This is a genomic window from Roseateles violae (assembly GCF_030410485.1).
GTDB classification, from domain to species: Bacteria; Pseudomonadota; Gammaproteobacteria; order Burkholderiales; family Burkholderiaceae_C; genus Roseateles_D; species Roseateles_D violae.
Genome location: NZ_JAUHHC010000004.1, coordinates 387,032 through 409,676 on the forward strand (window position 1 = coordinate 387,032; position 22,645 = coordinate 409,676).

Below are 22,645 nucleotides of genomic sequence, written 5' to 3' on the forward strand. Positions count from 1 at the left end.
GGACGGGCTCAGCGCCAGCGGCGCTGGGCGCTGGGCTCGGGCAGCACCGCCGGCGCGCTGGCGCGGAACTCGGCCGCCGGCTCCGGCGGCGCGGCCAGCAATTCGTCGATGCGCCGCGCCACGCCCCAGGCGGCGCGCGTGCGCGATTCGCGCGTCGTGCCGGCCAGGCGCGGCGTCACCTGCAAGGCGCCGATGCCGTACAGCGGCTGGCCCGGCTCGACCGAGCCGGGCTCCAGGCTGTCGAACCAGGCGGCCAGCAGCCGGCCCTCGTTCAGCGCCGTGGCCAGCGCCGCATCGTCGAAGACGGCCGAGTGGGCGATGCTGACCATCACCTGGCCCGGCTTCGCAAAGCCCAGCACCCGCTCGCCGATCAGGCCGCGGTAGCGCTGAAAATAGGCCAGCTGCACGCTGACGCCATCGCTCTGCTCCATCAGCTCGCGCAGCGACAGCGGCTCGATGCCCCATTGCAGCCACAGCGGATCGCTCTGGTGCAGGCTGGGGTCGTAGCCGACGACGCGGGTGCCGAAGGCCGGCAGCAATTGCGCCAGCATTCTTGCAGTGGGCGTCATGCCGATCAGGCCTATCGTCGCGCAGCCGAGCTCGCGGCCGACCAGCATGCCGTCACTGGTCTGCACCGGCACCCGCCGCAGCATCGCCAGCAGTGCGCCGATGACGAACTCGGCCTCGGCGCTGGCGGTCGCCGTCAGGCTGCGGATCACCTCGACCCGGGCCGCGCGGCAGGCGTCCAGATCGATGTTCTCGCCGCCGGCGCTGACCCGGCCCAGCACGCGCAGCCGCGGCGCCGCGCGCAGCAGCGCCGCATCGACGGCGACGCTGGGCGGCAGGATCAGCGCCTGCGTCTGGTGCAAGTGCTCGCGCAGCTGCGCCGGCTCGGCCGCCAGCTGCGGCGCGTAGTGCACCGCATGCCGCTCCGACAGCCACTGCATCACATCGGCTTCCAGCGGCTCGACGATCAATAGAGTCATGGCATCAGCAGGGGAAAGAAGAGCTCGTGCAACAATGGCCCGAAGCCCAACCTCAAGTGTATGTTTATGACACGATCAGCAGTCACGAAGGCAATCTTTCCCGTCGCCGGCCTCGGCACCCGTTTCCTGCCCGCGACCAAGGCGCAGCCCAAGGAAATGCTGCCGGTGGTGGACAAGCCCCTGATCCAGTACGCCGTCGAGGAAGCCTATGCCGCCGGCGTGCGGGAGATGATTTTTGTGACGGGCCGGCACAAGCGCCCGATCGAAGATCACTTTGACATGACTTTCGAGCTCGAGGTAGCCCTCGAACAGGCGGGTAAGCAGGAGCTGCTGGACGTCGTGCGCAGCGTCAAGCCCGACGATATGGAGTGCATCTATGTACGCCAGGCCCAGGCCCTGGGCCTCGGCCATGCGGTACTGTGCGCGCAGCGCCTGGTCGGCAACGAGCCCTTCGCCGTCCTGCTGGCCGACGACCTGATGGTCGGCCCCGACGGTGGCCAGCCGGTGCTCAGGCAGATGGTCGAGCAGTTTGCCGACTGGCGCGCCTCCATCCTGGCCGTACAGGAGGTGCCGGCCGAGCACACGCGGCGCTACGGCATCGTCGACGGCGCGGCGGTCAACGACAAGCTGGTCGACGTCAGCCGAATCGTCGAGAAGCCGGCACCCGAGGTCGCGCCCTCGCGCCTGGGCGTGGCCGGCCGCTACATCCTGACGCCGGGCGTCTTCCACGAGATTGCCACGCAGCCGCGCGGCGTCGGCGGCGAGATCCAGCTGACCGACGGCATCGCCGGCCTCCTGCGCCGCGAGAAGGTGTTCGCCTACCGCTACGAGGGCAAGCGCTACGACTGCGGCAGCAAGGAAGGCTTTCTGCAGGCCAATGTCGAGCTGGCGCTGGCGCACCCGCAACTGGGCCCGGGCTTCCGCGACTATCTGCGCGGCCTGGACGTCTGAGGCCGCTGCCAAGTCAAAAAAAAGGCCACGCATGCGTGGCCTTTTTCATCGCTCGGCCGGCTCAGCGGCGCTTGAGCACGTGGACGAATTCGTCGCCGGCGCTGCTCTGCTCGACCAGCTCGTTGCCGGTCTGGCGCGCAAAGGCCTGGAAGTCGCGCATCGAGCCTGGGTCGGTGGCGACGACCTTCAGCAGCTGGCCGCTTTCCATCTCGGCCAAGGCCTTCTTCGCCTTCAGAATGGGCAGCGGGCAGTTCAGGCCGCGGGTATCGAGTTCTTTGTGGGCATCCATCGGGGCATCGTCCTTTGCTGGCGCTATTTTAGTTCCGGCGTCACGTCGCAATGCGACATGAGCCTACTCGGAACGATCACCGTTAGCGCGGTTCACGTTCAGTTCCGGCTCACTCCAGCCACTGCGGCTCGATGCCCTTGCTGCGCAGCCAGGTCGCCAGCGCCTGGCCGGTGCCCTGCGGCCAGCAGCGGACCTTCTCGGGCGCGATCAGCTTGTATTCCGCCAGTTCGGGCGAGAGCCGGATCTCGCCGCGCGCCTCGGCGTGGTACGCAATGATGACCTGGTTCATGCGCTGGAAGTCCCAGACGCCCAGCAACTGCAGGCGCTCGACCTGCAGCGAGGTCTCCTCGGCCACCTCGCGCCGTATGCCCTCTTCCGGCGTTTCACCGGCCTCCATGAAGCCGGTGATCAGGCCGAAGAAGCGCCCGGGCCAGGCGGCATTGCGCGCCAGCAAAACCTGACCCTCTCGGTCCACGCATTCGATCACCGCGGCCAGCACCGGCGTCGGGTTGTTCCAGTGCGTGAAGCCGCAGGCCGGGCAGCGCAGCCTCGTCTTGGGTCCACCGTCCTCCTCCAGGCTCAGCAGCGCCAGCTCGCTGGCGCAGCTGGGGCAGAAACGATAGGTCGTGTTCACGCGGGGAACACGCCGGTGGACAGATAGCGATCGCCGCGATCGCAGACGACGAAGACGATGGTCGCGTTCTCGACCGTGCGCGCCAGTTGCAGCGCAACCCAGCAGGCGCCGGCCGCGGAGATGCCACCGAACAGGCCCTCCTCCCGCGCCAGCCGCCGCGCCATCTCCTCGGCGTCGGCCTGGCCGACCAGCACCAGCTCGTCGACGGCCGCCGGGTTGTAGATCTTCGGCAGATAGGCCTCCGGCCATTTGCGGATGCCGGGGATGCGCGAGCCCTCGGCCGGCTGGGCACCGATGATGCGGATGGCGGGGTTCTTCTCCTTCAGGAAGCGCGACACGCCGGTGATGGTGCCGGTCGTGCCCATCGCGCTGACGAAGTGCGTGATCCGCCCGTCGGTATCGCGCCAGAGCTCGGGGCCGGTGGTCTCGTAGTGGACACGCGGGTTGTCGGCGTTGGCGAACTGGTCCAGCACCCGGCCCTTGCCGTCGCGCTGCATCTGCTCGGCCAGATCGCGCGCGTACTCCATGCCGCCCGAGCGCGGCGTCAGGATCAGTTCGGCGCCGAAGGCCTTCATCGTCTGCGCACGCTCGATCGACAGGTCCTCCGGCATGATCAGGAGCATGCGGTAGCCGCGGATCGCCGCGGCCATCGCCAGCGCGATTCCGGTATTGCCCGAGGTCGCCTCGATCAGGGTGTCGCCGGGCTTGATCTCGCCGCGCTGCTCGGCACAGCGGATCATGCTGATCGCCGGCCGGTCCTTGACCGAACCGGCCGGGTTGTTGCCCTCCAGCTTGGCCAGGATCACATTGCCGCGCGCCTCGCTGTCGCGCAGCAGGCGCTGCAGCCGCACCAGCGGCGTGTTGCCGATCACATCCTCGAGGCTCAGATAGTCTTTTGTGCTCATGCGGCGATTGTGGCAGCCAACGCGCGGCTCTGCTGGGGCGGCGTTCTTTGCATGGCATAATGTTGGGCTTCAGCAGCGATACCTCGCGCACCCTGGCCCGGGTGGCGAAATCGGTAGACGCAGGGGACTCAAAATCCCCCGCCGCAAGGTGTGCCGGTTCGAGTCCGGCCCCGGGCACCAGAGTTGATGCGCAGTGAGCCGTTGAAGCAGCAAAGCCCCGCGACGCGGGGCTTTTTCTTTGCGCCGCCCGAATTGAATCCCCGGCATCCGCGGAACGATCACCCGCGCAGCGATGCCTAGCGGAATACCCGCCCCGTGAATCGGGGAGCGAATGGGCGCCAGGCGGCGATTACATGCGGGTACATCGCGATAATGGCGCCGCTCTTACTTTCAGTTACGTCCCATGCCTGCCCGCCCGCTTACCTCTCTCTCCGCTCTTGCCGCCGCGCTGGGCCTTGCCGCCTGCGCGAACATCTCGGCACCGGCGGATGGCATCGCGGCCGTGCCGGCGAGCCAGGTGCTGGATGCCCGCCTGACGACGCCGCAGGCCGGCTACGGCAAGATCGTCGTCAAGCGTGGCGAGGGCATGGCCATCGCCGGCTGCGCCTCGCGGGTGTTTGTCGACGCGAAGGCGGTCGCCGAGCTGTGGCCGGCGCAGAAGGTCGAAGTGTTCCTGCCGCCAGGCAATTACACGATTGCCGCACATCCGGGCAACTCCTGCGGCGGCAAGCTGATCGAGGCGGGCGCCAAGGTCACCGCCGGCGGCGAGCTGAAGTTCAAGGCCAGCGGCGCGGGCGCCTTCTCCTTCGGCCCCGAGTCGATCTAAGTCGCCCGCGGAGCGCACAGTCCGCTCGAATTCGTCCCTAGCAGGCGCCGGGACTTCGGCGCCGCTCGGCTATCCTCGCGCCTTCGGCATCGCTGCGTGATGCCCGGGAGAGCGAGGGCCATGCAGACAGCGCAAGCCGACGGGCCCCTGGCCCGGGCGAAACGGGAATGGCCGCCGGCCCTGCTGGCGGCGCTGACGACGGCGGCGGTGCAAACGCCGTTCGCCGCCTTCTACGGCCTGCTCGCCTTCGCGCCGCTGGGGCCGGATCTTGCCCACCAGGCGCTGGCGACGGCGCTGTTCGGCACCGCCGCGGCCCATCTGGCCGCCAGCCTGGCGGGCAGCCGCAATCTGATCCTGGGCCCGCGCCCGGCCACGACCCTGCTGGTCGCCGGCCTGCTGAGCAGCCTGATGCTGCGGCCCGAAACGCAATTGCCCGATGGCAGCGGCGCCGATGTCGGGTTGCTGCTGGCACTGACGGCGATCGGCGTCGCGCTGACCGGCCTGCTGCAACTGCTGCTGGCCGGCCTGAACCTGGCGCGGCTGGCGCAGTTCCTGCCGCATCCGGTGCGCGCCGGCTTCGTCAACGGCGTCGCGGTGCTGCTGCTGGTCGGCAGCCTGCCGCTGCTGCTGGGCCTGCCGCTGTCGGCCGACGGCGTGCTGGCCACGCTGACCAAGCTGCCGCTTCTGCTGCGGCAGACCGAAGCCGGCGCGCTGCTGGTCGGTCTGGTCGCGCTGGCGCTGGGCCGGTGGCCGCTGCGCTGGCGGGGCCGGCTGATGCCGGCCGGCCTCAGCGCGATGCTGGGCGGCATCGCCTGCCACCAGCTGCTGAGCATCAGCGACCTGCTGGCGCCGGGGCCGACCTTGCAGGTGCCGGCCCGGTTGCCGCCGCCGGACGGCGATCTGCTGCTGCAGGGCCTGCGATTGGCGCAGGAGCCGGCGCTGTGGCCGCTGCTGCCGCATCTGCTGGCCTTCGCGGCCGCCGCCTGCCTGCTCTGCACCCTGGACAGCCTGCTGGTCGCCGGCGCGATGGACGGCCTGCGCGGCCGCCGGCATGACGGCCGGCGCGAACTGCTGGCCCAGGGCGTGTCCAATGTCGCCGCGGCCCTGGTCGGCGGCCAGCCGAGCGCGCCGGCACTGGGCCGCAGCCGCCTGCATTTCCAGGCCGGCGGCAGCCGGCAGTTCTCGGTCGCGCTGTACGGCCTGCTGATCCTGCTGTGCCTGTGGCTGGCACCGACCCTGCTGGGCCAGGTGCCGATGAGTGCGCTGGGTGCCTCGCTGCTGCTGGTCGGCCTGCAGATGTTCGACGACTGGAGCCTGCGCGCACCGCGCCGCCTGTGGGCCGGCGGCCTTGTGCCGGCGCAGCGGCGCGGCCTGCTGCTGGACTACCTGCTGATGGCGCTGGTCGCGCTGCTGGTGATCTGGCGCGGCGTGGCGCTGGCGGTGGGCGTGGGCGTGCTGCTGGCCATGCTGCTGTTCGTGCGCGGCCAGGCGCGCGGCCTGCTGCGCTCCTCGCTGCGCGGCGATCAGCGCCGTTCGATCAAGCAGCGCCTGCCCGCCGCCCAGGCGCTGCTGCAGCGCGAGGGCCGGCGCATTGCGGTGCTGGAGCTGGAGGGGCCGCTGTTCTTCGGCACGGCCGAGCCGCTGATCGCACGGCTGCGCGAGCTGGTGGACGAGGTCGACTACCTGGTGCTGGGCCTGCACCGCATCGGCGCCGTCGACGGCACCGGGGCGCGCTTCCTGCTCGAGTTCGCCGCCGATTGCGAGGCGCGCGGCAAGCATCTGCTGCTCGCCGAATGGGGCGACGCAAGCGATCCGCGCCTGCAGGCGCTGCTCGCCGGCGATGTGCATGGGCAGGCCGGCGGCCTGCGGCTCTACGCCGACATCGATCAGGCGCTGCAATGGGCCGAGGACGATCTGCTGCGGCGCGAGCGCTTCGAGGCGGCACCGCAGCCGGCGCGGCTGAGCCTGGCGCAGACGCAGCTGGGCCAGGGCTTGGATGCCGAGGAGCTCGACTGGCTGGCCGGCCGCATGCAGGGCCGCCAGCACGCGCCGGGCGAGCGCATCTTCGCGGCCGGCGATGCCGGCGACGCGCTCTACGTCAGCATCGAGGGCGAGATCGCCGTGCTCTTGCCCGCCGCCGGCGGCGCCGCGCGCCGGCTCGCCCTGCTCGCGCCCGGCGTGATCCTGGGCGAGCTGGCCCTGCTCAGCGGTGAGCCGCGCAGCACCGAGGCGCGCGCCGAGACCGCGCTGTGGCTGATGCGGCTGGAGCGCGCGGCCTTCGAGGCGCTGCGCCACGAACGCCCGGCATTGGCCGACAAGCTGCTGCGCAATATGAGCCTGCAGCTGTCGGCGCGGCTGGCGGGCGTCACGCGCGAGCTGGCGGCGGCGCTGGCGCGCTGAGTCACCGGCGCCGCTGCGCATACACTCGGGGCCTCGCAGGGTGCTCGGCGCCTGCATAGCCCTCAGGCATCACGAGAGTTCAACAGAGAATCCATGCCCCCGATCCCCTCGGTTACCAAAGCATTCATGCTGGCCTGCGTGGGCCTGTACTGCCTGTTCTTCCTGGCGCCGGGATTGCAGGGCCCGTTCGAGTTGTGGCCGCTGCAGTCGGGCAATTTCTTTCCCTGGCAGCTGATCAGCTACGCCTTTCTGCATGGCAGCGAGTGGCATCTGTTCTTCAATATGCTGGGCCTGTGGATGTTCGGCTCCGAACTGGAGCGTGTCTGGGGCGGCCGTCGCTACACGCAGATCCTGCTCGCCAGCACGCTGAGCGCGGCCATCGTCCAGCTGATCTTCACCTTCCTGATGGGTTCCTACGCGCCGACGGTGGGCGCCTCCGGCGCGCTGTTCGGCCTGCTGCTGTCCTTCGGCATGCTGTTCCCGAACCGCATCATCGTGCCGCTGTTCCCGCCGATCCCGATGAAGGCCAAGGTCTTCGTGGCGATCTTCGGTGGGCTGGAACTGCTGCTGGGCCTGGGCGGCAGCAGCGGCGTCGCCCATTTCGCGCATCTGGGCGGCATGCTCGGCGCCTATCTGCTGATCCGCTACTGGCGCGGCGGCCGCCGGCGCTAGGCCAGCAGCCCCAGCGCCGGCTGCGGATAGCGCAGCCGCAGGCGCAGCTCGGTCTTCAGCCGGCTGTTGGCGAGCCGCCGCGATTCGCTCAGGAAGCTCAGCTGCAGCGGCGTCATCAGCGCCGCCGCCTCGGCCCGGCCGACGCGCGGCGGCCGCGGCAGGCCGCAGAGATCGGCGGCCAGATCGAAATAGTCGCCCATCAGCAGCTCGCTGTCGTCGCAGACATGGACGGCGCGCTGCGGCCGGCCGCGCGACAGCGCCAGCACGCAGGCGCGCGCCAGATCCTCGGCATGGATGTGGTTGGTGTAGACATCGTCCTCGCGCCGCAGCACCGGCTTGCCGGCCGCCAGGCGCTCACGCGGATGGCCGCCGGGCCGGTCGGCGGCATAGATGCCCGGCACGCGCAGAATCGTCACGCTGCAACCGAAGGCGGCGCCGAACCAGCGCAGCCGCCGTTCGGCGTCGACCCGGCGGCGCGCGCGCGCGGTCGTCGGCGCCACCGGCCGCGTCTCGTCGAAGCGCGCGCCGCCGCAGTCGCCATAGACGCCGGTCGTGCTCGCGTAGACCAGGCGCCGCGGCGGCGACTTGCGTGCCAAGGCACGCAAGAGCGCCAGGCTGCGCCGGTCCTCATCCCCCTCGGCCTGCGGCGGCGCCAGGTGCAGCACCGCATCGGCCCAGCCGGCCAGGCGGGCCAGCGTCTCGGGCCGGTCCAGATCGCCCAGCAGCGGCGTCGCGCCGGCGGCGCGCAGCTCGTCGACGCGCTGCGGATTGGAGCTCAGTGCGGCAATCCGCCAGCGGCCGCGCAAGAGCCGCAGCACCCGCAGGCCGATATCGCCGCAGCCGACGATCAGCAGGCGTGGCCTTTTGGCCAGCAGGGCCGTGGCGGAGGGCTTGGCGGACATCGGGTGAAGCTCAGGCAAAATGGCGGCCCAGTGTACGGCCCGGCAAGCGCGGGCCGCTTTCGCGTCCAGACGGCGTCCAGCGCCCCAGCCTTCATCATGAATTTCCAGGTCACCGTACAACCCAGCGGCCGCGTCTTCGAGGTCGAACGCGACGAAACCATGCTTGGCGCCGCGATCCGCCAGGGCGTCGGTCTGCCCTATGGCTGCCGTGATGGCGCTTGCGGCTCCTGCAAGAGCAAGCTGCTCGAGGGCCGCGTGATCCATGGCGCGCACCAGAGCAAGACCCTGACGCCGCTGGAAGAGGAAGCCGGCTATGTGCTGACCTGCTGTGCGACGCCGCAGACCGACTGCGTGCTGGAAGCGCGCACGGTGCCCGGCGCCGGCGAGTTCGCCGTGCTCAAGCTGCCCAGCCGCGTGATGACGCTGGAGAAGCCGGCCGGCGACGTGGCCGTCGTGCGCCTGCAGCTGCCGGCCACGCAGAACTTCCAGTTCCATGCCGGTCAGTACGTCGAGTTCATTCTGCGCGACGGCTCGCGCCGCTCTTACAGCATGGCCAATGCCCCGCACAATCTGGGCACCCCGCCGGCCGTCGAGCTGCACATCCGCCATATGCCGGGCGGCAAGTTCACCGACCATGTGTTCGGCACGATGAAGGAAAAAGACATCCTGCGCATGGAGGGCCCGTTCGGCAGCTTCTTCCTGCGCGAGGACTCGGACAAGCCGATGCTGCTCTTGGCCAGCGGCACCGGCTTCGCGCCGATCAAGGCCATCATCGAGCGCATCGAGCACCTGGCCCTGACGCGCCCGACGACGCTGTACTGGGGCTGCCGCAGCAAGGCCGATTTGTACCTGCATGACTGGGCGCTGGAGGCGGCCGCGCGGCTGCCGAACCTGACGTACATCCCGGTGCTGTCCGAGCCTAAGCCCGAGGACGCGTGGACCGGCCGCACCGGCTTCGTCCACCAGGCGGTGATGGCCGACCTGCCCGATCTGTCGGGGCATCAGGTCTATGCCTGCGGCGCGCCCATCATGGTCGACTCCGCGCATCGCGACTTCGTCTCGCAATGCAATCTGCCGGACGAGGAGTTCTACGCGGACTCGTTCACGTCCGAGGCCGACAAGCATGGCTGAACAGCGTTCAGCCATGCTTGCGGCGCAGGCTCATATCGCCAACGGCGATGTGAGCCGTAGCCACAAGCACCTTGGATAAAGCCCCGTGATGTTCGAGCCGCCTTACGTTCCGGTCGATCGATTCGAGCAGCAGCTCCGTCGGCTCGGCCATGCCGTGCTGGCGCCGGAGAGCCTGGCTGCCGGCCTGGGCTGCGAGACGAAGGAACTGGCGGCGCTGGCCCCGTTCTGGAACGACCTGCCCCCCGATGCCTATCTGAAGGACGGCGGCCGCTATCGTTTCCGCCGCCACAGCTGCTTCATCGCCGACGGCAGGGCGCTGACGCTGGCCCCGCACCGCGCGCATTGGCAGCCGCTGGACTACAACGCCCTGCATGGCGGCATCGAGCGCTGGTTCGAGCCAATGGCGGCCGCGGCACTGGCCCAGCCGGCCTGGCAGCGGCTGCTGCTGGGCCTGGCCCGCATCGCCTCGGGCCTGAAGGGCGAGCAGCCCTGGTTCATCGAGGCGCACCAGTTCCGCATCGACACGACCGACGGCATCGGCCGGCCGACGCCGGAGGGCGCGCACCGCGACGGCGTCGATCTGGTGGCCGTCTTCCTGGTCGACCGCCAGGGCATCAAGGGCGGCGAATCGCGCGTCTTCGAGGCGCAGGGCCCGAACGGCCAGCGCTTCACCATGAGCGCGCCCTGGACCCTGCTGCTGCTGGACGACGAGCGGGTGATCCACGAGACCACGCCGATCCAGCCGACGGCCGAGCATGGCCATCGCGACACCCTGGTCGTCACCCTGCGCGGCGGTGGCTTCCAGGGGCCCGAACAGGCCCAGTAATACCATCCCGGCATCGCTTCATGCGCAAGCGGCTGTCCGGCCGCCGGCTGGCGCCCACTACACTTGCGGGCGCCGGCGACCACAAGTCGCCGGTTCCTTTCCCAACCGCATCACGAGTGCCAACACGCCATGAACGCTGTCACCGATCTCGCGCGCGCCATTTCCGAACATTCGGGCGCCGCATCCCTCCCCTCCTCCCTCTTCGGCCTGCCGGATCAAGCCCCGCATGAGCGCGTGCTGCTGGCCGCCGATGAACAGACCGGCCTGAAGGCCATCCTGGCCGTGCACAGCACCGCCCGCGGCCCGGCCTTCGGTGGCTGCCGCCTGTGGAGCTACGACAACGAGCTGTCGGCGCTGAACGACGCGCTGCGCCTGTCGCAAGGCATGAGCCTGAAGAACGCGCTAGCCGATCTGCCCTTCGGCGGCGGCAAGGCCGTCATCATCAAGCCGGCCGGCGCCTTCGACCGCCCGGCCCTGTTCGCCGCCTTCGGCCGCGCCGTCCAGTCGCTGGAAGGCGCCTACATCACGGCCGAGGACGTCGGCACGACGACGGCCGACATGCTGGGCATGCAGGCCCACACGCAGTTCGTCAGCGGCATCCCGCGCGCCGGCGCCTTCGGTGGCGACCCGAGCCCGAAGACGGCCTGGGGCGTGTTCGTGTCCATCCGCGCCGGCGTGCGCCAGGTGCTGGGCCGCGAGTCGCTGGAAGGCGTGCGTGTCGCCCTGCAGGGCCTCGGCGCCGTCGGCTGGCATCTGGCCGAATTCCTGCACCAGGCCGGTGCCAAGCTGGTCGTCGCCGACATCGACGCGGCCAAGGTCGCCCGCGCGCAAGAGCTGCTCGGTGCGCAGGCCGTGGGCGTGCATGAGATCCTGGCCGCCGACGTCGACGTGCTGGCGCCGAACGCCCTCGGCGCGGCGCTGAACGCCCAGTCGATCCCGACCCTGCGCGCCCGGCTGGTGGCCGGCGCGGCCAACAACCAGCTGGCCACCGTGGCCGACGGCGATGCGCTGCAGGCGCGCGGCATCACCTATCTGCCCGACTACCTGGTCAATGCAGGCGGCATCATCAGCGTCGCGCGCGAATACCGTGGCGAGGGCGAGGAGCAGGCGGTGATGGCCGAGGTCGGCAAGATCGCCGATCGGGTCACCGAGCTGCTCGAGCGCGTCAAGACGGCCGGCGGCGACGCCACGCCGGGCCGCATCGCCGATGCGTGGGCGCGCTCCAAACTGATCAAGCCGAACTGAGGCCTTGTCCCGATGCGGAACAGGCCCCGGGGCTGCTAGGCTCCGGGGCCTATGAGTTTGATGATCCCGACAAGCCGCCGCCGCATGCTGGCCGGCGCGGCGAGTCTGCTGGCCACCCCGGCCGGCCTGGCGCAGGTGCTGCTTGGCGCCCCGAGTGCCGCCAATAGCCTGAGCAGCAAGCCGGGCACCCGGCTGGTCGTTCCCTTCGCCCCCGGCGGCGCCACCGATGTACTGGCCCGCGCGCTCGCGGAGCGCACCCAGGAACGGCTCGGCCCCATCGTCATCGACAACCGCGCCGGCCTGCGCGGCAGCCTGGGCACCGAATCGGTCGCCCGGGCGGCGCCGGACGGTTCGACGCTGCTCCTGGGCACCGTCATCACCCATGCGATCAATCCCTGGCTGGGCGCCAGCAAGCTCTATGACCCGGTGCGCGACTTCACGCCGATCACCCTGCTGGCGCGCATGCCCAATGTGCTGGTCGTCAATGCCGACAGCGCCAGGCGCCTGGGGCTGAACAGCGTCGCCGATCTGATCGCCTATGCGCGCCAGCATCCGGGCAAGCTCAGCTATGGCTCGACCGGCATCGGCAGCACCGGCCATCTGGCGGCCGAACTGCTGAAGGCGCGCTGCAATGTCTTCATCACCCACCTGCCCTATGCCGGCATCAATCCGGCGCTCAAGGGCCTGCTCGGCGGCGAGGTCGATCTGAGCTTTCAGAACCTGGCCAGTGCCGCGCCCGGCATCAAGTCCGGCAAGCTGCGCGCGCTGGCGGTCAGCACCGCGCGGCGCAGCAGCAGCATGCCGGAGCTGCCGACTCTGGCCGAGAGCGCGCCGGGCCTGGGCCTGGACGGCTTCGACGTGGGCATCTGGTTCGGCCTGTTCGGCCCGGCGCGGATGACGCCGGCGCTGACCGCGCGGCTGAACGGCATCTTCACCGAGGCGCTGGCCACGCCCGAGCTGCGCGAGCGCCTAGACACCCTGAAGGCCGAGGCCTCGCCCAGCACGCCCGAGCAGCTGGCCGCGCTGGTCAAGACCGATCTGCAGCGGCACGAACAGATGAGCAAGCGCAGCGGCGGCCGGCTCGACGGAATGCAATGAAAACAGGCGCCCGCGGCGCCTGTTTTGATCCTGCGAGCGCCGCGCGGCGCCCGCCTTACTCCCCCGGAATTACTCGCCCAGATAGGCGGCGCGCACCTTGGGGTCGTTCAGCAAGGTCATGCCCTCGCCGCTCATCGTCACCTCGCCGGACTCCATCACATAACCGCGATTGGCCAGTTGCAGCGCGCGGCTGGCATTCTGCTCGACCAGCAGCACCGTCACGCCCTGCTTGTGGATGTCGTCGACGACCTCGAAGATCTTGTCCACCATGATGGGCGACAGGCCCATCGAGGGCTCGTCCAGCAGCAGCAGCTTGGGCCGCGTCATCAGCGCGCGGCCCATGGCCAGCATCTGCTGCTCGCCGCCCGACATGGTGCCGGCCAGCTGGTTGCGGCGTTCCTTCAGGCGCGGAAAGATCGTGAAGATGCGCTCCATATCGCTGGCGATCTCCTTGTCGCTGCGGATATAGGCGCCCATCTGCAGGTTCTCGGTGATCGTCATGCGGGTGAAGGTGCCGCGGCCCTCGGGCACCATCACCAGGCCCTGCTTGACCAGGTTCCAGGCGCCGCGGCCGCGGATCTCCTGGCCCAGGTACTCGATGCGGCCTGCAGCGGCCGGCTGGATGCCGGTGACCGCCTTCAGCGTCGTCGTCTTGCCGGCGCCATTGGCGCCGATCAGGCTGACCAACTCGCCCTCGCGGACCTCGAAGCTGACGCCCTTGACGGCCTGGATGCCGCCATAGGCCACCTTCAGGCCTTCGATCTTGAGCAGGACCTTGTTGTTCTCGCTTGCTGCCATATTCAGTTCCCGTTAAGGCCGTTCAATGGGCCGCATGGCCGGCGCCCAGATAGGCCTCGATGACCTTCTCGTTGCGCTGCACCTCGGCCGGCGTGCCCTCGGCGATCTGCTTGCCGTAGTCCAGCACGGTGACGCGGTCGCACAAGCCCATCACCAGCTTGACGTCGTGCTCGATCAAGAGAATCGTGCGGCCGTCGTTGCGGATGCGGTCGATCAGCTCGCGCAGCACGACCTTCTCGGTCGCGTTCATGCCGGCGGCCGGCTCGTCCAGCGCGATCAGCTTCGGATCGGTGGCCAGCGCGCGCGCGATCTCCAGGCGCCGCTGGTCGCCATAGCTGAGCGTGCGGGCCTTGTACTCGGCATAACGGCCGATACCGACGTAATCGAGCAGCTCCTGCGCGCGCTTGGCGATGGCCGCCTCCTCGGCCTTGAAGCCGGGCGTGCGCAGCACCGCGCCGAGCAGGCCCGACTGGGTGCGGATATGCCGGCCGACCATCACGTTCTCCAGCGCCGTCATGTCGGCGAACAGGCGGATGTTCTGGAAGGTGCGCGCGATGCCGGCCTTGGCGACCTGGTGCACCGCCTGCGGCGTGTAGGGCTCGCCGCCGAGCGCGAAGCTGCCGCTGTCGGGCGTGTACAGACCGGTCAGCACATTGAAGAAGGTGGTCTTGCCGGCGCCGTTCGGGCCGATCAGGCCATAGACCTGGCCGGCGCGGATCTGGATGCCGACGTCGGACAGCGCCTGCAGGCCGCCGAAGCGCTTGGACACGCCGCTGACGTTCAACACGATGTCTGTGGTGCTCATGGAATGCTCTCTTCCTTACTTCGCGGCCTTCGGCGTCGGGGCGACCTTGCCATGCTCGGGCGAGGGCCAGAGGCCGCGCGGGCGCACCAGCATCACGCTGATCATCGCCAGCGCCACCAGCAGCTGGCGCAGGATGGAGGCATCCAGGCGGCCGCCGGTCATCTCCTGCAGCGGGCCGGCGACATAGCGCAGCACCTCGGGCAGCGCCGACAGCAGCAGGGCGCCGAGGATCACGCCGGGGATGTGGCCGATGCCGCCCAGCACCACCATCGCGACGATCATCACCGACTCCTGCAGGCTGAACGATTCCGGCGAGACGAAGCCCTGGAAGGCGCTGAACATCGAGCCGGCGACGCCGCCGAAAGTGGCGCCCATGCCGAAGGCCAGCAGCTTCATATTGCGGGTGTTGATGCCCATCGCCTTGGCGGCGATCTCGTCCTCGCGGATCGCCATCCAGGCGCGGCCGATGCGCGAGTTCTCCAGCCGGTAGCAGATCAGCACGCTGATGACCACCAACAGCAGGAACAGGTAGTAGTACATCGACACCGCCGGCACGGTCAGGCCGAAGATCTCGTGCGACTTGCCCAGATCGAAGCCGAACACATTGAAGGAGTCGATCTGACCGATGCCGCGCGGGCCGTTGGTGATATTGGCCGGGTATTCCAGATTGTTCAGGAACACGCGGATGATCTCGCCGAAGCCCAGGGTCACGATGGCCAGGTAATCGCCGCGCAGCTTCAGGGTCGGGGCGCCCAGCACGACGCCGAAGAAGCCGGCCAGGCCGGCGCCCAGCGGGATCACCAGCCACCAGGGCGAGTGCAGGCCGGCCGGAAAGGCCGCCTGGATCGCCTCGAAGTTCTCGCTCAGATGCGGGCTGCCGAGCAGCGCAAACATATAGGCGCCGACCGCATAGAAGGCCACATAGCCGAGATCCAGCAGGCCGGCGTAGCCGACCACGATATTCAGGCCCAGCGCCAGCATCACGTACAGCAGGGCCAGGTCGATGATGCGCACTGGGCCGTTGCCGAACTGCTGCGCGATCAACGGCACGACCAGCAGGCCCAGCGCCGCCAGCAGGAAGACCACGAGTTTGTTCTGTTTTTGCATGGTGAGTTCTCCTCAGGCGCGGTCGGCGACGCGTTCGCCCAGCAGGCCCGAGGGCCTCAGGGTCAGCACCAGGATCAGCGCGATGAAGGCGAAGATGTCGGCGTAATGGCTGCCCAGCACGCCGCCGGTCAGATCGCCCAGATAACCGGCGCCGATCGCCTCGATCAGGCCCAAGAGCACGCCGCCCACCATCGCACCGGCCAGATTGCCGATGCCGCCGAGCACCGCCGCGGTGAAGGCCTTCAGACCCGGCATGAAGCCCATCGTGTGCTGCACCGTGCCGTAGTTGGCCGCCCACATCAGGCCGGCCACCGCGGCCAGCGCCGCGCCGATGACAAAGGTGGTGGAGATGATGAAATCGGGCTTGACGCCCATCAGGCCGGCCACGCGCGGGTTCTCGGCGGTGGCGCGCATCGCGCGGCCCAGCTTGGTGTGATTGACCAGCCACATCAGGCCGGCCAGGATCACGACGGTCAGGCCCAGGATCAGGCATTGCGTGACCGTGATCACCGGGCCGCCCAGATCGATCGGCGTCGTCGGCAGCAGCAGCGGGAAGGGTTTCGGGTTCGGCTTCCAGATGATCATCGCCAGGGTCTGCAGCAGCAGCGACATGCCCATCGCGGTGATCAGCGGCGCCAGCCGCGGCGCATTGCGCAGCGGCCGGTAGGCGATCTTCTCGACCACGAAGTTCAGCACCGTGCAGACGACGATGGCGCAGGCCAGCGCGATCAGCATCAGCGCCCAGCCGGGCAGCCCGCTGTCGGCCAGCGCGACCACGACGGTCCAGCTGACCAGGGCCCCGACCATCAGGATTTCGCCATGCGCGAAATTGATCAGATTGATGATGCCGTAGACCATGGTGTAGCCCAGGGCAACCAGCGCGTACATGCTGCCGAGCACCAGCCCGTTGATGATTTGCTGGAAAAAGGTTTCCATCACTGCTTCTCCGGTTCGTCCGCCACGCTGTAACACGGCGTACCCATTCATTGTGCAGACCCAGGATGAGCAAAAAAAATGCCCGCCGTTTCGACAGTCGGCGGGCCTCTTGGCCATCAAGTTCCTGCAGGCTGGCAGGATTGTAGGAGTGCGTCTTCCGCACGCTTTGTTGGTGTATACCCGTACACACAGGCGCGGCGAAAAGTGTCAGTCCGAGGGCTCGCGCGCCGCCTCGTTGAGGCGCCTCAATTCGGCCAGTTTCTCGCCGATGCGCAACTCCAGGCCGCGCCCCACCGGCTCGTAAAAGCGCTGTTCCTGCAGCCCCTCGGGCAGGTAGTGCACGCCCGCCGCGAATCCGCCCGGCTCGTCATGCGCATAGCGGTATTCGCGCCCGTAGCCGAGCTCGCCCATCAGCTTGGTCGGGGCATTGCGCAGGTGCAAGGGCACCGGCCGGCTGGCATCCTGCTTCACCAGCGCGCGTACCCGGTTGTAAGCGCTGTAGACCGCGTTCGACTTTGGTGCGACGGCCAGGTAGACGACCGCCTGCGCCAGGGTCAGTTCGCCCTCGGGCGAGCCGAGGCGCTCGTAGGTCTCGGCCGCATCGAGCGCCAGGCGCAGCGCGCGCGGGTCGGCCAGGCCGATGTCCTCGCTGGCCATGCGGATCAAGCGGCGCGTGATGTAGCGCGCGTCGACGCCGCCGTCCAGCATGCGCACCAGCCAGTAGAGCGCCGCGTCCGGGTCGGAGCCGCGCACCGATTTGTGCAGCGCGGAGATCACGTCGTAGAACTGCTCGCCACCCTTGTCATAACGGCGTAACTGCTCGCCTAAGGCGCGCTCCAGCACCGCCTCGTCGATCTGCGGCGTGCCCGGGGGAGACAGGGAGATCACCGACTCGACCGCATTGAGCAGGCGTCGTGCATCGCCATCGGCATAGGCGGCCAGGCGCTTGGCCGCGGCGGGCGTGATCGGCGGGCCCTGCAGCGTCTGCTGACCGCGCTCGACCAGGGCCAGCAGATCGGCCTCGTCCAGCGACTTCAGCACATGGGCGGTGGCGCGCGACAAGAGCGCCGAGTTGACCTCGAAGGACGGGTTCTCGGTCGTCGCGCCGATAAAGGTGAACAAGCCCGCCTCGACATGGGGCAGGAAGGCATCCTGCTGCGCCTTGTTGAAGCGGTGCACCTCGTCGACGAAGACGACGGTGCGCCGGCCCTGCGCGGCGACCGCCTGCGCCCGCTCGACCGCCTCGCGGATGTCCTTGACGCCGCCCAGCACGGCCGAGATCGTGATGAACTGGGCGTCGAAGGCCTGCGCCATCAGCCGCGCCAGCGTCGTCTTGCCGACGCCCGGCGGTCCCCAGAGGATCATCGAATGCAGGCGGCCCGACTCGAAGGCGACCCGCAGCGGCATGCCGGGGCCCAAGAGCTGGCGCTGGCCGATCACCTCGTCCAGGCGGGTCGGCCGCAGCCGCTCGGCCAGCGGCTGGCCGGCAGCCGGCACGACGGGGGGCGCCGCCGATGGCGCGGGCGAGATCTCGGGGAACAGCGATTCGGTGGTGTCCGGCATGCGCCGATTGTCCTCTTCAGTGGGCGGGCACGCCGCCCTGCATGCGCCCCAGCACCTCGCGGCTCAGCTGGTCGGCCAGGCTATGCTCGGCCAGGAAGACCTCGCCCAGCTGGGCCTGGCGCAGCAACTGAGCCTCGTCTTCGCCGCGCGCGCGCAGCAGCACGCGCACGCCGGGGTTCAGCTGGCGGGCCGTGTCGACCATCTGGCGGATCTCGACGCTGTCGCCGCCGGTGATCACCAGCAGCGCGGCGCGCGCGATATGCGCCTGGATCAGCACGGCCGGCTCGCTGGCATCGCCGCTGACAGCGGCCACGCCGCGCGCGCGCAGGCCCTCGACCAGATCGCGCTGCTGCTCGGCGACGACCAGATGCACCTGCTGCGCCAGCAGCCGTTCGGCCAGGCGGCGGCCGACCCGGCCATAGCCGACCAGCACGACCTGACCCTGCAGATGGGCCTGGTCGGTGCTCGCCGGCAGCTCGGCCAGCGGATCGTCGCGCAGCTCCATGTGCCGGGCCCAGGCCGAGCGGCGCAGGATCCAGGCCTTGGCGGGCTCGAGCAGGCCGAACAGCAGCGAGTTCAGCGCGATCGAGATCAGCGCGCCGGCGAGGATCAGGCTCTGCCCTTCCTTGGGCAGCAGATTCAGCGCGACGCCCAGGCCGGCCAGGATGAAGGAAAACTCGCCGATCTGCGCCAGGCTGGCGCCGACGGTCAGCGCCGTGTTCAGCGGATAGCGCAGCAGCAGGACCAAGGCCATCGCCGCCAGCGTCTTGCCGACGATGATGATGGCGACGACCGCCAGCACCTTCAGCGGCTCCGCGAGCAGCACGCGCGGGTCGAAGAGCATGCCCACCGAGACGAAGAAGAGCACGGCAAAGGCGTCGCGCAGCGGCAGCGATTCGTCGGCCGCGCGGTGGCTGTACTCCGACTCGCGCATCATCATGCCGGCGAAGAAGGCGCCCAGCGCGAAGGAGACGTCGAACAGGCCGGCCGAGGCGTAGGCGACGCCGACGGCGACGGCGACCACGCAGAGCGTGAACAGTTCGCGCGAGCCGGTCCCGGCGACCCAGAACAAGAGGCGCGGGAAGACGCGCCGGCCGACGACCAGCATCAGCGCGATGAAGGCGCCGACCTTGGCCAGTGTCCAGGCGATCGTGCCCAGCAGATCGGCCTGCAGCTTGCCTTCCAGCAGGCCGGCCAGCGGCGGCAGCAGCACCAGCACCAGCACCATCACCAGATCCTCGACGACCAGCCAGCCGACGGCGATCGAGCCGTTGGCCGATTCGAGCTGGCCGCGCGCCTCCAGCGCGCGCAAGAGCACGACGGTGCTGGCCACCGACAGCGCCAGGCCGAAGACGAGGGCGCCGCCGGCGCTCCAGCCCCACCAGCGGGCCAGGCCGAAGCCCAGCGCGGTGGCGACGGCGATCTGCACGATCGCGCCCGGCACGGCGATGCGCTTGACCGCCAGCAGGTCCTTCATCGAGAAATGCAGGCCGACGCCGAACATCAAGAGCATCACGCCGATCTCGGCCAGCTGGCCGGCGAGATCGACGTCGGCGACGAAGCCCGGCGTGGCCGGGCCGATCACGATGCCGGCCAGCAGATAGCCGACCAGGGGCGGCATGCGCAGCCGCACGGCGATGAATCCAAAGGCAATGGCCAGGCCGAAGCCGGCGGCGATCGTCGCGATCAGGCTGACGTTGTGCGGCATCGTCCCGACAAGGTCATTGTTCGATCAGGTCGGCGCCGGGCGGCAGCACGAAACGGAAGCGCTCGGCGGGAAGCGCGATATTGGTCGTCACGGCCGTGAAGCGCAGCTGCGAGCGCTGACCGAAGCCGTCGACGATGTCCAGCGCCGCCAGATCGCGGCCCTTGAAGCCGATGCGCAGGCTTTGCAGATTGCCGTCGGCATGGCGCGGCGTGGCCTGCACCCAGTCCAGGCCTTCCTCGGCCGGCAGCGTCTTGAGGCTGAAGTCGCGCTCCAGCGTGTTGCCGGCCAGCAGCGCGGCCGGGGTCGCGCCCAAGGCCTGGTCGATCTTGCGCGAGCTGGCCTGGTTCAGGTCGGCGTCGTAGATCCAGACCTTCTGGCCGTCGCCAACAATGACCTGCTCGAAGGGCTTTGCATAGGCGAAGCGAAAGCGGTTCGGGCGCTGGAACTCGAAGCTGCCCGAGGAACTCTTCTTGCGCTTGCCGTCCGGCGAGCTGACCACCTGGCTGAACTGCGCACTGCCGCTCTTGGCCTCGGCCACGAAGGCCTTCAGCGCCTCGACCGCATCGGCGCGCGCCAGCATCGGCAGCGCCAGCAGCGCCGCCATACCCAGCATCCTCTTCATCAACAGCTTGTAGTTCATTCGTCCCGCTTCGGAATGATCAGATCGCGATTGCCATTGGTCGCCATCGCCGACACCAGGCCCGATTTCTCCATCTGCTCCAGCAAACGGGCGGCCCGGTTGTAGCCGATGCGCAGATGGCGCTGCACCAGCGAGATCGAGGCGCGGCGATGCTGCAGCACGATGGCGACCGCCTGGTCGTACATCGCATCGGCCTCGCCGTCGCCACCACCACCCATCGCGGCCAGATCGCCGCCGCCCTCGCCCTCGAGCACGCCGCCTTCGAGAATGCCCTCGATATAGTTCGGCTCGCCCTGGGCCTTCAGATATTCGACAACGCGGTGCACCTCGTCATCGCTGACAAAGGCGCCGTGCACGCGCACCGGCAGGCCGGTGCCCGAGGCCATGTAAAGCATGTCGCCCATGCCCAGCAGCGCCTCGGCGCCCATCTGGTCAAGGATGGTGCGGCTGTCGATCTTGGAGCTGACCTGGAAGGCGATGCGGGTCGGGATATTGGCCTTGATCAGGCCGGTGATCACGTCGACCGAGGGCCGCTGCGTGGCCAGGATCAGGTGGATGCCGGCGGCGCGCGCCTTCTGCGCCAGGCGGGCAATCAGCTCCTCGATCTTCTTGCCGACCACCATCATCAGATCGGCCAACTCGTCGATGATGACGACGATATGCGGCAGGCGGTCGAGCGGTTCCGGCTCTTCCGGCGTCAGGCTGAAGGGATTGCCGATCTTCTCGCCGCGCTCGTCCGCATCGGCGATCTTCTTGTTGTAGCCGGCCAGATTGCGCACGCCCATCTTGGACATCAGCTTGTAGCGGCGTTCCATCTCGCCGACACACCAGTTCAGCGCGTTGCCGGCCTGCTTCATGTCGGTGACGACCGGCGCCAGCAGATGCGGAATGCCCTCGTAGACGCTCATCTCCAGCATCTTGGGGTCGATCATGATCAGGCGCACATCGCGCGCCTCGGCCTTGTAGAGCAGCGACAGGATCATCGCGTTGATGCCCACGGACTTGCCGGAACCGGTCGTGCCGGCCACCAGGCAGTGCGGCATCTTGGCCAGGTCGGCCACGACCGGCGCGCCGACGATGTCCTTGCCGAGCGCCATCGTCAACAGCGAGGCGGCGTCGGCATAGACCTGGGAGCCGAGGATCTCGCTGAGCTTGATGGTCTGGCGGCGCGCGTTCGGCAGCTCCAGCGCCATGTAGTTCTTGCCCGGAATCGTCTCGACGACGCGGATGCTGGTCAGGCTTAAGGACCGCGCCAGGTCCTTGGCCAGGCCGACGATCTGCGAGCCCTTGACGCCGGTGGCCGGCTCGATCTCGTAACGGGTGATCACCGGGCCCGGCGAGGCGGCGACGACGCGCACCTCGACGCCGAAATCGCGCAGCTTCTTCTCGATCATGCGCGAGGTCATCTCCAGCGACTCGGGCGTCACCGTCTCCTGGCGCGGCGGCGCGGCGTCGAGTAGATCGACCTGGGGCAGCTTGGCGTCGCTGGGGTCGACGAAGAGCGTGGTCTGACGCTCCTTGGCCACCCGGGTCGACTTCGGCACCTCGATCACCGGCGGCTCGATGACGATGGGCAGGTGCTCCTCGACGACCTGGCGCTCGACCTCGACCACCTTGGCGCGCTCCTGCTTGGCCTTCTTGCCGGCGCGCTGGTCGTCGGCAATCTCGCGCTTCTCGATGCGGCGCTCGCGCAGCTGGTCAATGCGGGTGCCCAGCTGCTCGGCCAGGCTCAGCCAGGAGAACTTCAGCGCCAGCGAGGCCCCCGCCAGCAGCGCCGCGATCCATAGCACGCCCGAGCCGGCGAAGCCGACCAGGCGCATGCTCAGCGGCCCCAGCGTGTAGCCGAGCACGCCGCCGGCATGGCCGGGCAGGCGCGGCTCCCACAGATAGAGGCGGGTCCATTCCAGCGCGCAGCTGGCGGACATCAGCAGCGCGATGCCGACGCACCAGGGCGCGACGCGCTGCCACATCGGCGCAACCGGCCGCTCGTCGGCACGCAGAAGCCCGGCCAGACTGCCCAGCCACAGGCGCAGGCCCACCAGCGGCAGCCACCAGGCCGAGTAGCCGAAGCAGAACAGCAGCAGATCGGAGATCCAGGCGCCCAAAGCGCCGACCTTGTTGCCGTAGAGCGAGCGATTGCCCGAGATCGAGAAGGCGGCGTCGGCGCCGTCATGCGTCAGCAGCGCCAGCACGACCAGGCACCACATGGCGCCGCCAACCATC

General features: G+C 69.2%; 21 protein-coding genes and 1 tRNA gene. 9 read left to right on the forward strand and 13 right to left on the reverse strand.

All coding sequences use genetic code 11. From position 1 onward, the window contains the following. Nucleotides 1-8 precede the first annotated feature (8 nt). Entirely contained in the window at nucleotides 9-986 is a 978-nt protein-coding gene (locus QWJ38_RS16170) for an NAD(P)-dependent oxidoreductase (RefSeq protein ID WP_290360133.1), read from the reverse strand. A 66-nt stretch (nucleotides 987-1,052) separates the two neighbouring features. Here QWJ38_RS16170 and galU point away from each other — a divergent pair, with 66 nt between their 5' ends. After that, on the forward strand, nucleotides 1,053-1,937 hold the full coding sequence (galU, locus tag QWJ38_RS16175) for a UTP--glucose-1-phosphate uridylyltransferase GalU (protein WP_290360134.1): 885 nt from the start codon (nucleotides 1,053-1,055) through the stop codon (nucleotides 1,935-1,937). A 61-nt stretch (nucleotides 1,938-1,998) separates the two neighbouring features. Here galU and QWJ38_RS16180 read toward each other — a convergent pair whose 3' ends face one another. The 3 genes from QWJ38_RS16180 to cysM all read right to left on the reverse strand — a co-directional run bounded on the left by QWJ38_RS16180 (nucleotide 1,999) and on the right by cysM (nucleotide 3,765). After that, complete coding sequence (locus tag QWJ38_RS16180) at nucleotides 1,999-2,226, reverse strand: sulfurtransferase TusA family protein (protein ID WP_290360135.1); 228 nt, start codon at nucleotides 2,224-2,226, stop codon at nucleotides 1,999-2,001. Between the two features lie 109 nt (nucleotides 2,227-2,335). Beyond that, the gene (locus QWJ38_RS16185; protein ID WP_290360136.1) at nucleotides 2,336-2,860 is read right to left on the reverse strand and encodes an NUDIX hydrolase; all 525 of its coding nucleotides are present in this window, start codon (nucleotides 2,858-2,860) and stop codon (nucleotides 2,336-2,338) included. Continuing rightward, nucleotides 2,857-3,765: a cysteine synthase CysM gene (gene cysM / locus QWJ38_RS16190; RefSeq protein ID WP_290360137.1), complete on the reverse strand. Its 909-nt coding sequence runs from the start codon at nucleotides 3,763-3,765 to the stop codon at nucleotides 2,857-2,859. Before cysM ends, QWJ38_RS16185 begins: the two co-directional genes overlap by 4 nt. 95 nt (nucleotides 3,766-3,860) lie before the next feature. On the opposite strand from cysM, the gene QWJ38_RS16195 reads away from it, so the two are divergent. From QWJ38_RS16195 to QWJ38_RS16210, 4 genes are all read left to right on the forward strand, one after another. Next, nucleotides 3,861-3,945: transfer RNA gene (locus tag QWJ38_RS16195), tRNA-Leu, on the forward strand. 223 nt (nucleotides 3,946-4,168) lie between these two features. Then, nucleotides 4,169-4,591, forward strand: coding sequence for a hypothetical protein (locus tag QWJ38_RS16200; RefSeq protein WP_290360138.1), 423 nt, complete (start codon nucleotides 4,169-4,171; stop codon nucleotides 4,589-4,591). A 120-nt stretch (nucleotides 4,592-4,711) separates the two neighbouring features. Beyond that, nucleotides 4,712-6,991 (forward strand): SulP family inorganic anion transporter, encoded by a 2,280-nt coding sequence (locus QWJ38_RS16205; RefSeq protein ID WP_290360139.1) that lies wholly within the window; start codon nucleotides 4,712-4,714, stop codon nucleotides 6,989-6,991. A gap of 93 nt (nucleotides 6,992-7,084) precedes the next feature. Continuing rightward, nucleotides 7,085-7,663 (forward strand): rhomboid family intramembrane serine protease, encoded by a 579-nt coding sequence (locus QWJ38_RS16210; RefSeq protein WP_290360140.1) that lies wholly within the window; start codon nucleotides 7,085-7,087, stop codon nucleotides 7,661-7,663. Here QWJ38_RS16210 and QWJ38_RS16215 read toward each other — a convergent pair. Then, nucleotides 7,660-8,565 (reverse strand): NAD-dependent epimerase/dehydratase family protein, encoded by a 906-nt coding sequence (locus tag QWJ38_RS16215; RefSeq protein WP_290360141.1) that lies wholly within the window; start codon nucleotides 8,563-8,565, stop codon nucleotides 7,660-7,662. The genes QWJ38_RS16210 and QWJ38_RS16215 overlap by 4 nt on opposite strands. Nucleotides 8,566-8,661: 96 nt before the next feature. Here QWJ38_RS16215 and QWJ38_RS16220 point away from each other — a divergent pair, with 96 nt between their 5' ends. From QWJ38_RS16220 to QWJ38_RS16235, 4 genes are all read left to right on the forward strand, one after another. Further along, complete coding sequence (locus tag QWJ38_RS16220; protein ID WP_290360142.1) at nucleotides 8,662-9,696, forward strand: CDP-6-deoxy-delta-3,4-glucoseen reductase; 1,035 nt, start codon at nucleotides 8,662-8,664, stop codon at nucleotides 9,694-9,696. Between the two features lie 88 nt (nucleotides 9,697-9,784). Then, nucleotides 9,785-10,522, forward strand: coding sequence for a 2OG-Fe dioxygenase family protein (locus QWJ38_RS16225; RefSeq protein WP_290360143.1), 738 nt, complete (start codon nucleotides 9,785-9,787; stop codon nucleotides 10,520-10,522). A gap of 129 nt (nucleotides 10,523-10,651) precedes the next feature. Next, nucleotides 10,652-11,767 carry a Leu/Phe/Val dehydrogenase gene (locus QWJ38_RS16230; protein WP_290360144.1) on the forward strand — a complete coding sequence of 372 codons (1,116 nt, stop codon included), beginning with the start codon at nucleotides 10,652-10,654 and terminating at the stop codon, nucleotides 11,765-11,767. A gap of 51 nt (nucleotides 11,768-11,818) precedes the next feature. Then, nucleotides 11,819-12,865, forward strand: a complete 1,047-nt coding sequence (locus QWJ38_RS16235) for a Bug family tripartite tricarboxylate transporter substrate binding protein (RefSeq protein ID WP_290360145.1) — start codon at nucleotides 11,819-11,821, stop codon at nucleotides 12,863-12,865. A 69-nt stretch (nucleotides 12,866-12,934) separates the two neighbouring features. On the opposite strand, the gene QWJ38_RS16240 is transcribed toward QWJ38_RS16235, so the two are convergent. The 8 genes from QWJ38_RS16240 to QWJ38_RS16275 form a co-directional block, all read right to left on the reverse strand. Further along, nucleotides 12,935-13,663, reverse strand: a complete 729-nt coding sequence (locus tag QWJ38_RS16240; RefSeq protein WP_290360146.1) for an ABC transporter ATP-binding protein — start codon at nucleotides 13,661-13,663, stop codon at nucleotides 12,935-12,937. 22 nt (nucleotides 13,664-13,685) lie between these two features. After that, nucleotides 13,686-14,468: an ABC transporter ATP-binding protein gene (locus tag QWJ38_RS16245; protein WP_290360147.1), complete on the reverse strand. Its 783-nt coding sequence runs from the start codon at nucleotides 14,466-14,468 to the stop codon at nucleotides 13,686-13,688. Nucleotides 14,469-14,483: 15 nt separating this feature from the next. Beyond that, nucleotides 14,484-15,575 (reverse strand): ABC transporter permease subunit, encoded by a 1,092-nt coding sequence (locus tag QWJ38_RS16250; protein ID WP_290360148.1) that lies wholly within the window; start codon nucleotides 15,573-15,575, stop codon nucleotides 14,484-14,486. 12 nt (nucleotides 15,576-15,587) lie between these two features. Next, nucleotides 15,588-16,511 carry a branched-chain amino acid ABC transporter permease gene (locus QWJ38_RS16255; protein WP_290360149.1) on the reverse strand — a complete coding sequence of 308 codons (924 nt, stop codon included), beginning with the start codon at nucleotides 16,509-16,511 and terminating at the stop codon, nucleotides 15,588-15,590. Between the two features lie 207 nt (nucleotides 16,512-16,718). Then, nucleotides 16,719-18,074: a replication-associated recombination protein A gene (locus QWJ38_RS16260; protein ID WP_290360150.1), complete on the reverse strand. Its 1,356-nt coding sequence runs from the start codon at nucleotides 18,072-18,074 to the stop codon at nucleotides 16,719-16,721. A 16-nt stretch (nucleotides 18,075-18,090) separates the two neighbouring features. Further along, nucleotides 18,091-19,782: a cation:proton antiporter domain-containing protein gene (locus QWJ38_RS16265; RefSeq protein WP_290360151.1), complete on the reverse strand. Its 1,692-nt coding sequence runs from the start codon at nucleotides 19,780-19,782 to the stop codon at nucleotides 18,091-18,093. Nucleotides 19,783-19,795: 13 nt separating this feature from the next. Continuing rightward, nucleotides 19,796-20,422 carry an outer membrane lipoprotein periplasmic chaperone LolA gene (gene lolA / locus QWJ38_RS16270; RefSeq protein WP_290360152.1) on the reverse strand — a complete coding sequence of 209 codons (627 nt, stop codon included), beginning with the start codon at nucleotides 20,420-20,422 and terminating at the stop codon, nucleotides 19,796-19,798. Beyond that, the gene (locus QWJ38_RS16275) at nucleotides 20,419-22,644 is read right to left on the reverse strand and encodes a DNA translocase FtsK (protein ID WP_290360416.1); all 2,226 of its coding nucleotides are present in this window, start codon (nucleotides 22,642-22,644) and stop codon (nucleotides 20,419-20,421) included. The genes lolA and QWJ38_RS16275 overlap by 4 nt, the downstream gene beginning before the upstream one ends. Between the last annotated feature and the right edge of the window lies 1 nt (nucleotide 22,645).

Excerpts from the sequence above, each read along its gene's own strand:
- QWJ38_RS16225 (WP_290360143.1), top strand. The coding sequence starts at position 9,785 with ATGTTCGAGCCGCCTTACGTTCCGGTCGATCGATTCGAGCAGCAGCTC.
- QWJ38_RS16265 (WP_290360151.1), bottom strand. The coding sequence starts at position 19,782 with ATGCCGCACAACGTCAGCCTGATCGCGACGATCGCCGCCGGCTTCGGC.
- QWJ38_RS16245 (WP_290360147.1), bottom strand. The coding sequence starts at position 14,468 with ATGAGCACCACAGACATCGTGTTGAACGTCAGCGGCGTGTCCAAGCGC.
- QWJ38_RS16200 (WP_290360138.1), top strand. The coding sequence starts at position 4,169 with ATGCCTGCCCGCCCGCTTACCTCTCTCTCCGCTCTTGCCGCCGCGCTG.
- lolA (WP_290360152.1), bottom strand. The coding sequence starts at position 20,422 with ATGAACTACAAGCTGTTGATGAAGAGGATGCTGGGTATGGCGGCGCTG.
- QWJ38_RS16220 (WP_290360142.1), top strand. The coding sequence starts at position 8,662 with ATGAATTTCCAGGTCACCGTACAACCCAGCGGCCGCGTCTTCGAGGTC.
- QWJ38_RS16210 (WP_290360140.1), top strand. The coding sequence starts at position 7,085 with ATGCCCCCGATCCCCTCGGTTACCAAAGCATTCATGCTGGCCTGCGTG.
- QWJ38_RS16250 (WP_290360148.1), bottom strand. The coding sequence starts at position 15,575 with ATGCAAAAACAGAACAAACTCGTGGTCTTCCTGCTGGCGGCGCTGGGC.
- QWJ38_RS16180 (WP_290360135.1), bottom strand. The coding sequence starts at position 2,226 with ATGGATGCCCACAAAGAACTCGATACCCGCGGCCTGAACTGCCCGCTG.
- QWJ38_RS16205 (WP_290360139.1), top strand. The coding sequence starts at position 4,712 with ATGCAGACAGCGCAAGCCGACGGGCCCCTGGCCCGGGCGAAACGGGAA.
- QWJ38_RS16255 (WP_290360149.1), bottom strand. The coding sequence starts at position 16,511 with ATGGAAACCTTTTTCCAGCAAATCATCAACGGGCTGGTGCTCGGCAGC.
- QWJ38_RS16275 (WP_290360416.1), bottom strand. The coding sequence starts at position 22,644 with ATGGTTGGCGGCGCCATGTGGTGCCTGGTCGTGCTGGCGCTGCTGACG.
- galU (WP_290360134.1), top strand. The coding sequence starts at position 1,053 with ATGACACGATCAGCAGTCACGAAGGCAATCTTTCCCGTCGCCGGCCTC.
- cysM (WP_290360137.1), bottom strand. The coding sequence starts at position 3,765 with ATGAGCACAAAAGACTATCTGAGCCTCGAGGATGTGATCGGCAACACG.
- QWJ38_RS16230 (WP_290360144.1), top strand. The coding sequence starts at position 10,652 with ATGAACGCTGTCACCGATCTCGCGCGCGCCATTTCCGAACATTCGGGC.
- QWJ38_RS16260 (WP_290360150.1), bottom strand. The coding sequence starts at position 18,074 with ATGCCGGACACCACCGAATCGCTGTTCCCCGAGATCTCGCCCGCGCCA.
- QWJ38_RS16240 (WP_290360146.1), bottom strand. The coding sequence starts at position 13,663 with ATGGCAGCAAGCGAGAACAACAAGGTCCTGCTCAAGATCGAAGGCCTG.
- QWJ38_RS16235 (WP_290360145.1), top strand. The coding sequence starts at position 11,819 with ATGAGTTTGATGATCCCGACAAGCCGCCGCCGCATGCTGGCCGGCGCG.
- QWJ38_RS16170 (WP_290360133.1), bottom strand. The coding sequence starts at position 986 with ATGACTCTATTGATCGTCGAGCCGCTGGAAGCCGATGTGATGCAGTGG.
- QWJ38_RS16215 (WP_290360141.1), bottom strand. The coding sequence starts at position 8,565 with ATGTCCGCCAAGCCCTCCGCCACGGCCCTGCTGGCCAAAAGGCCACGC.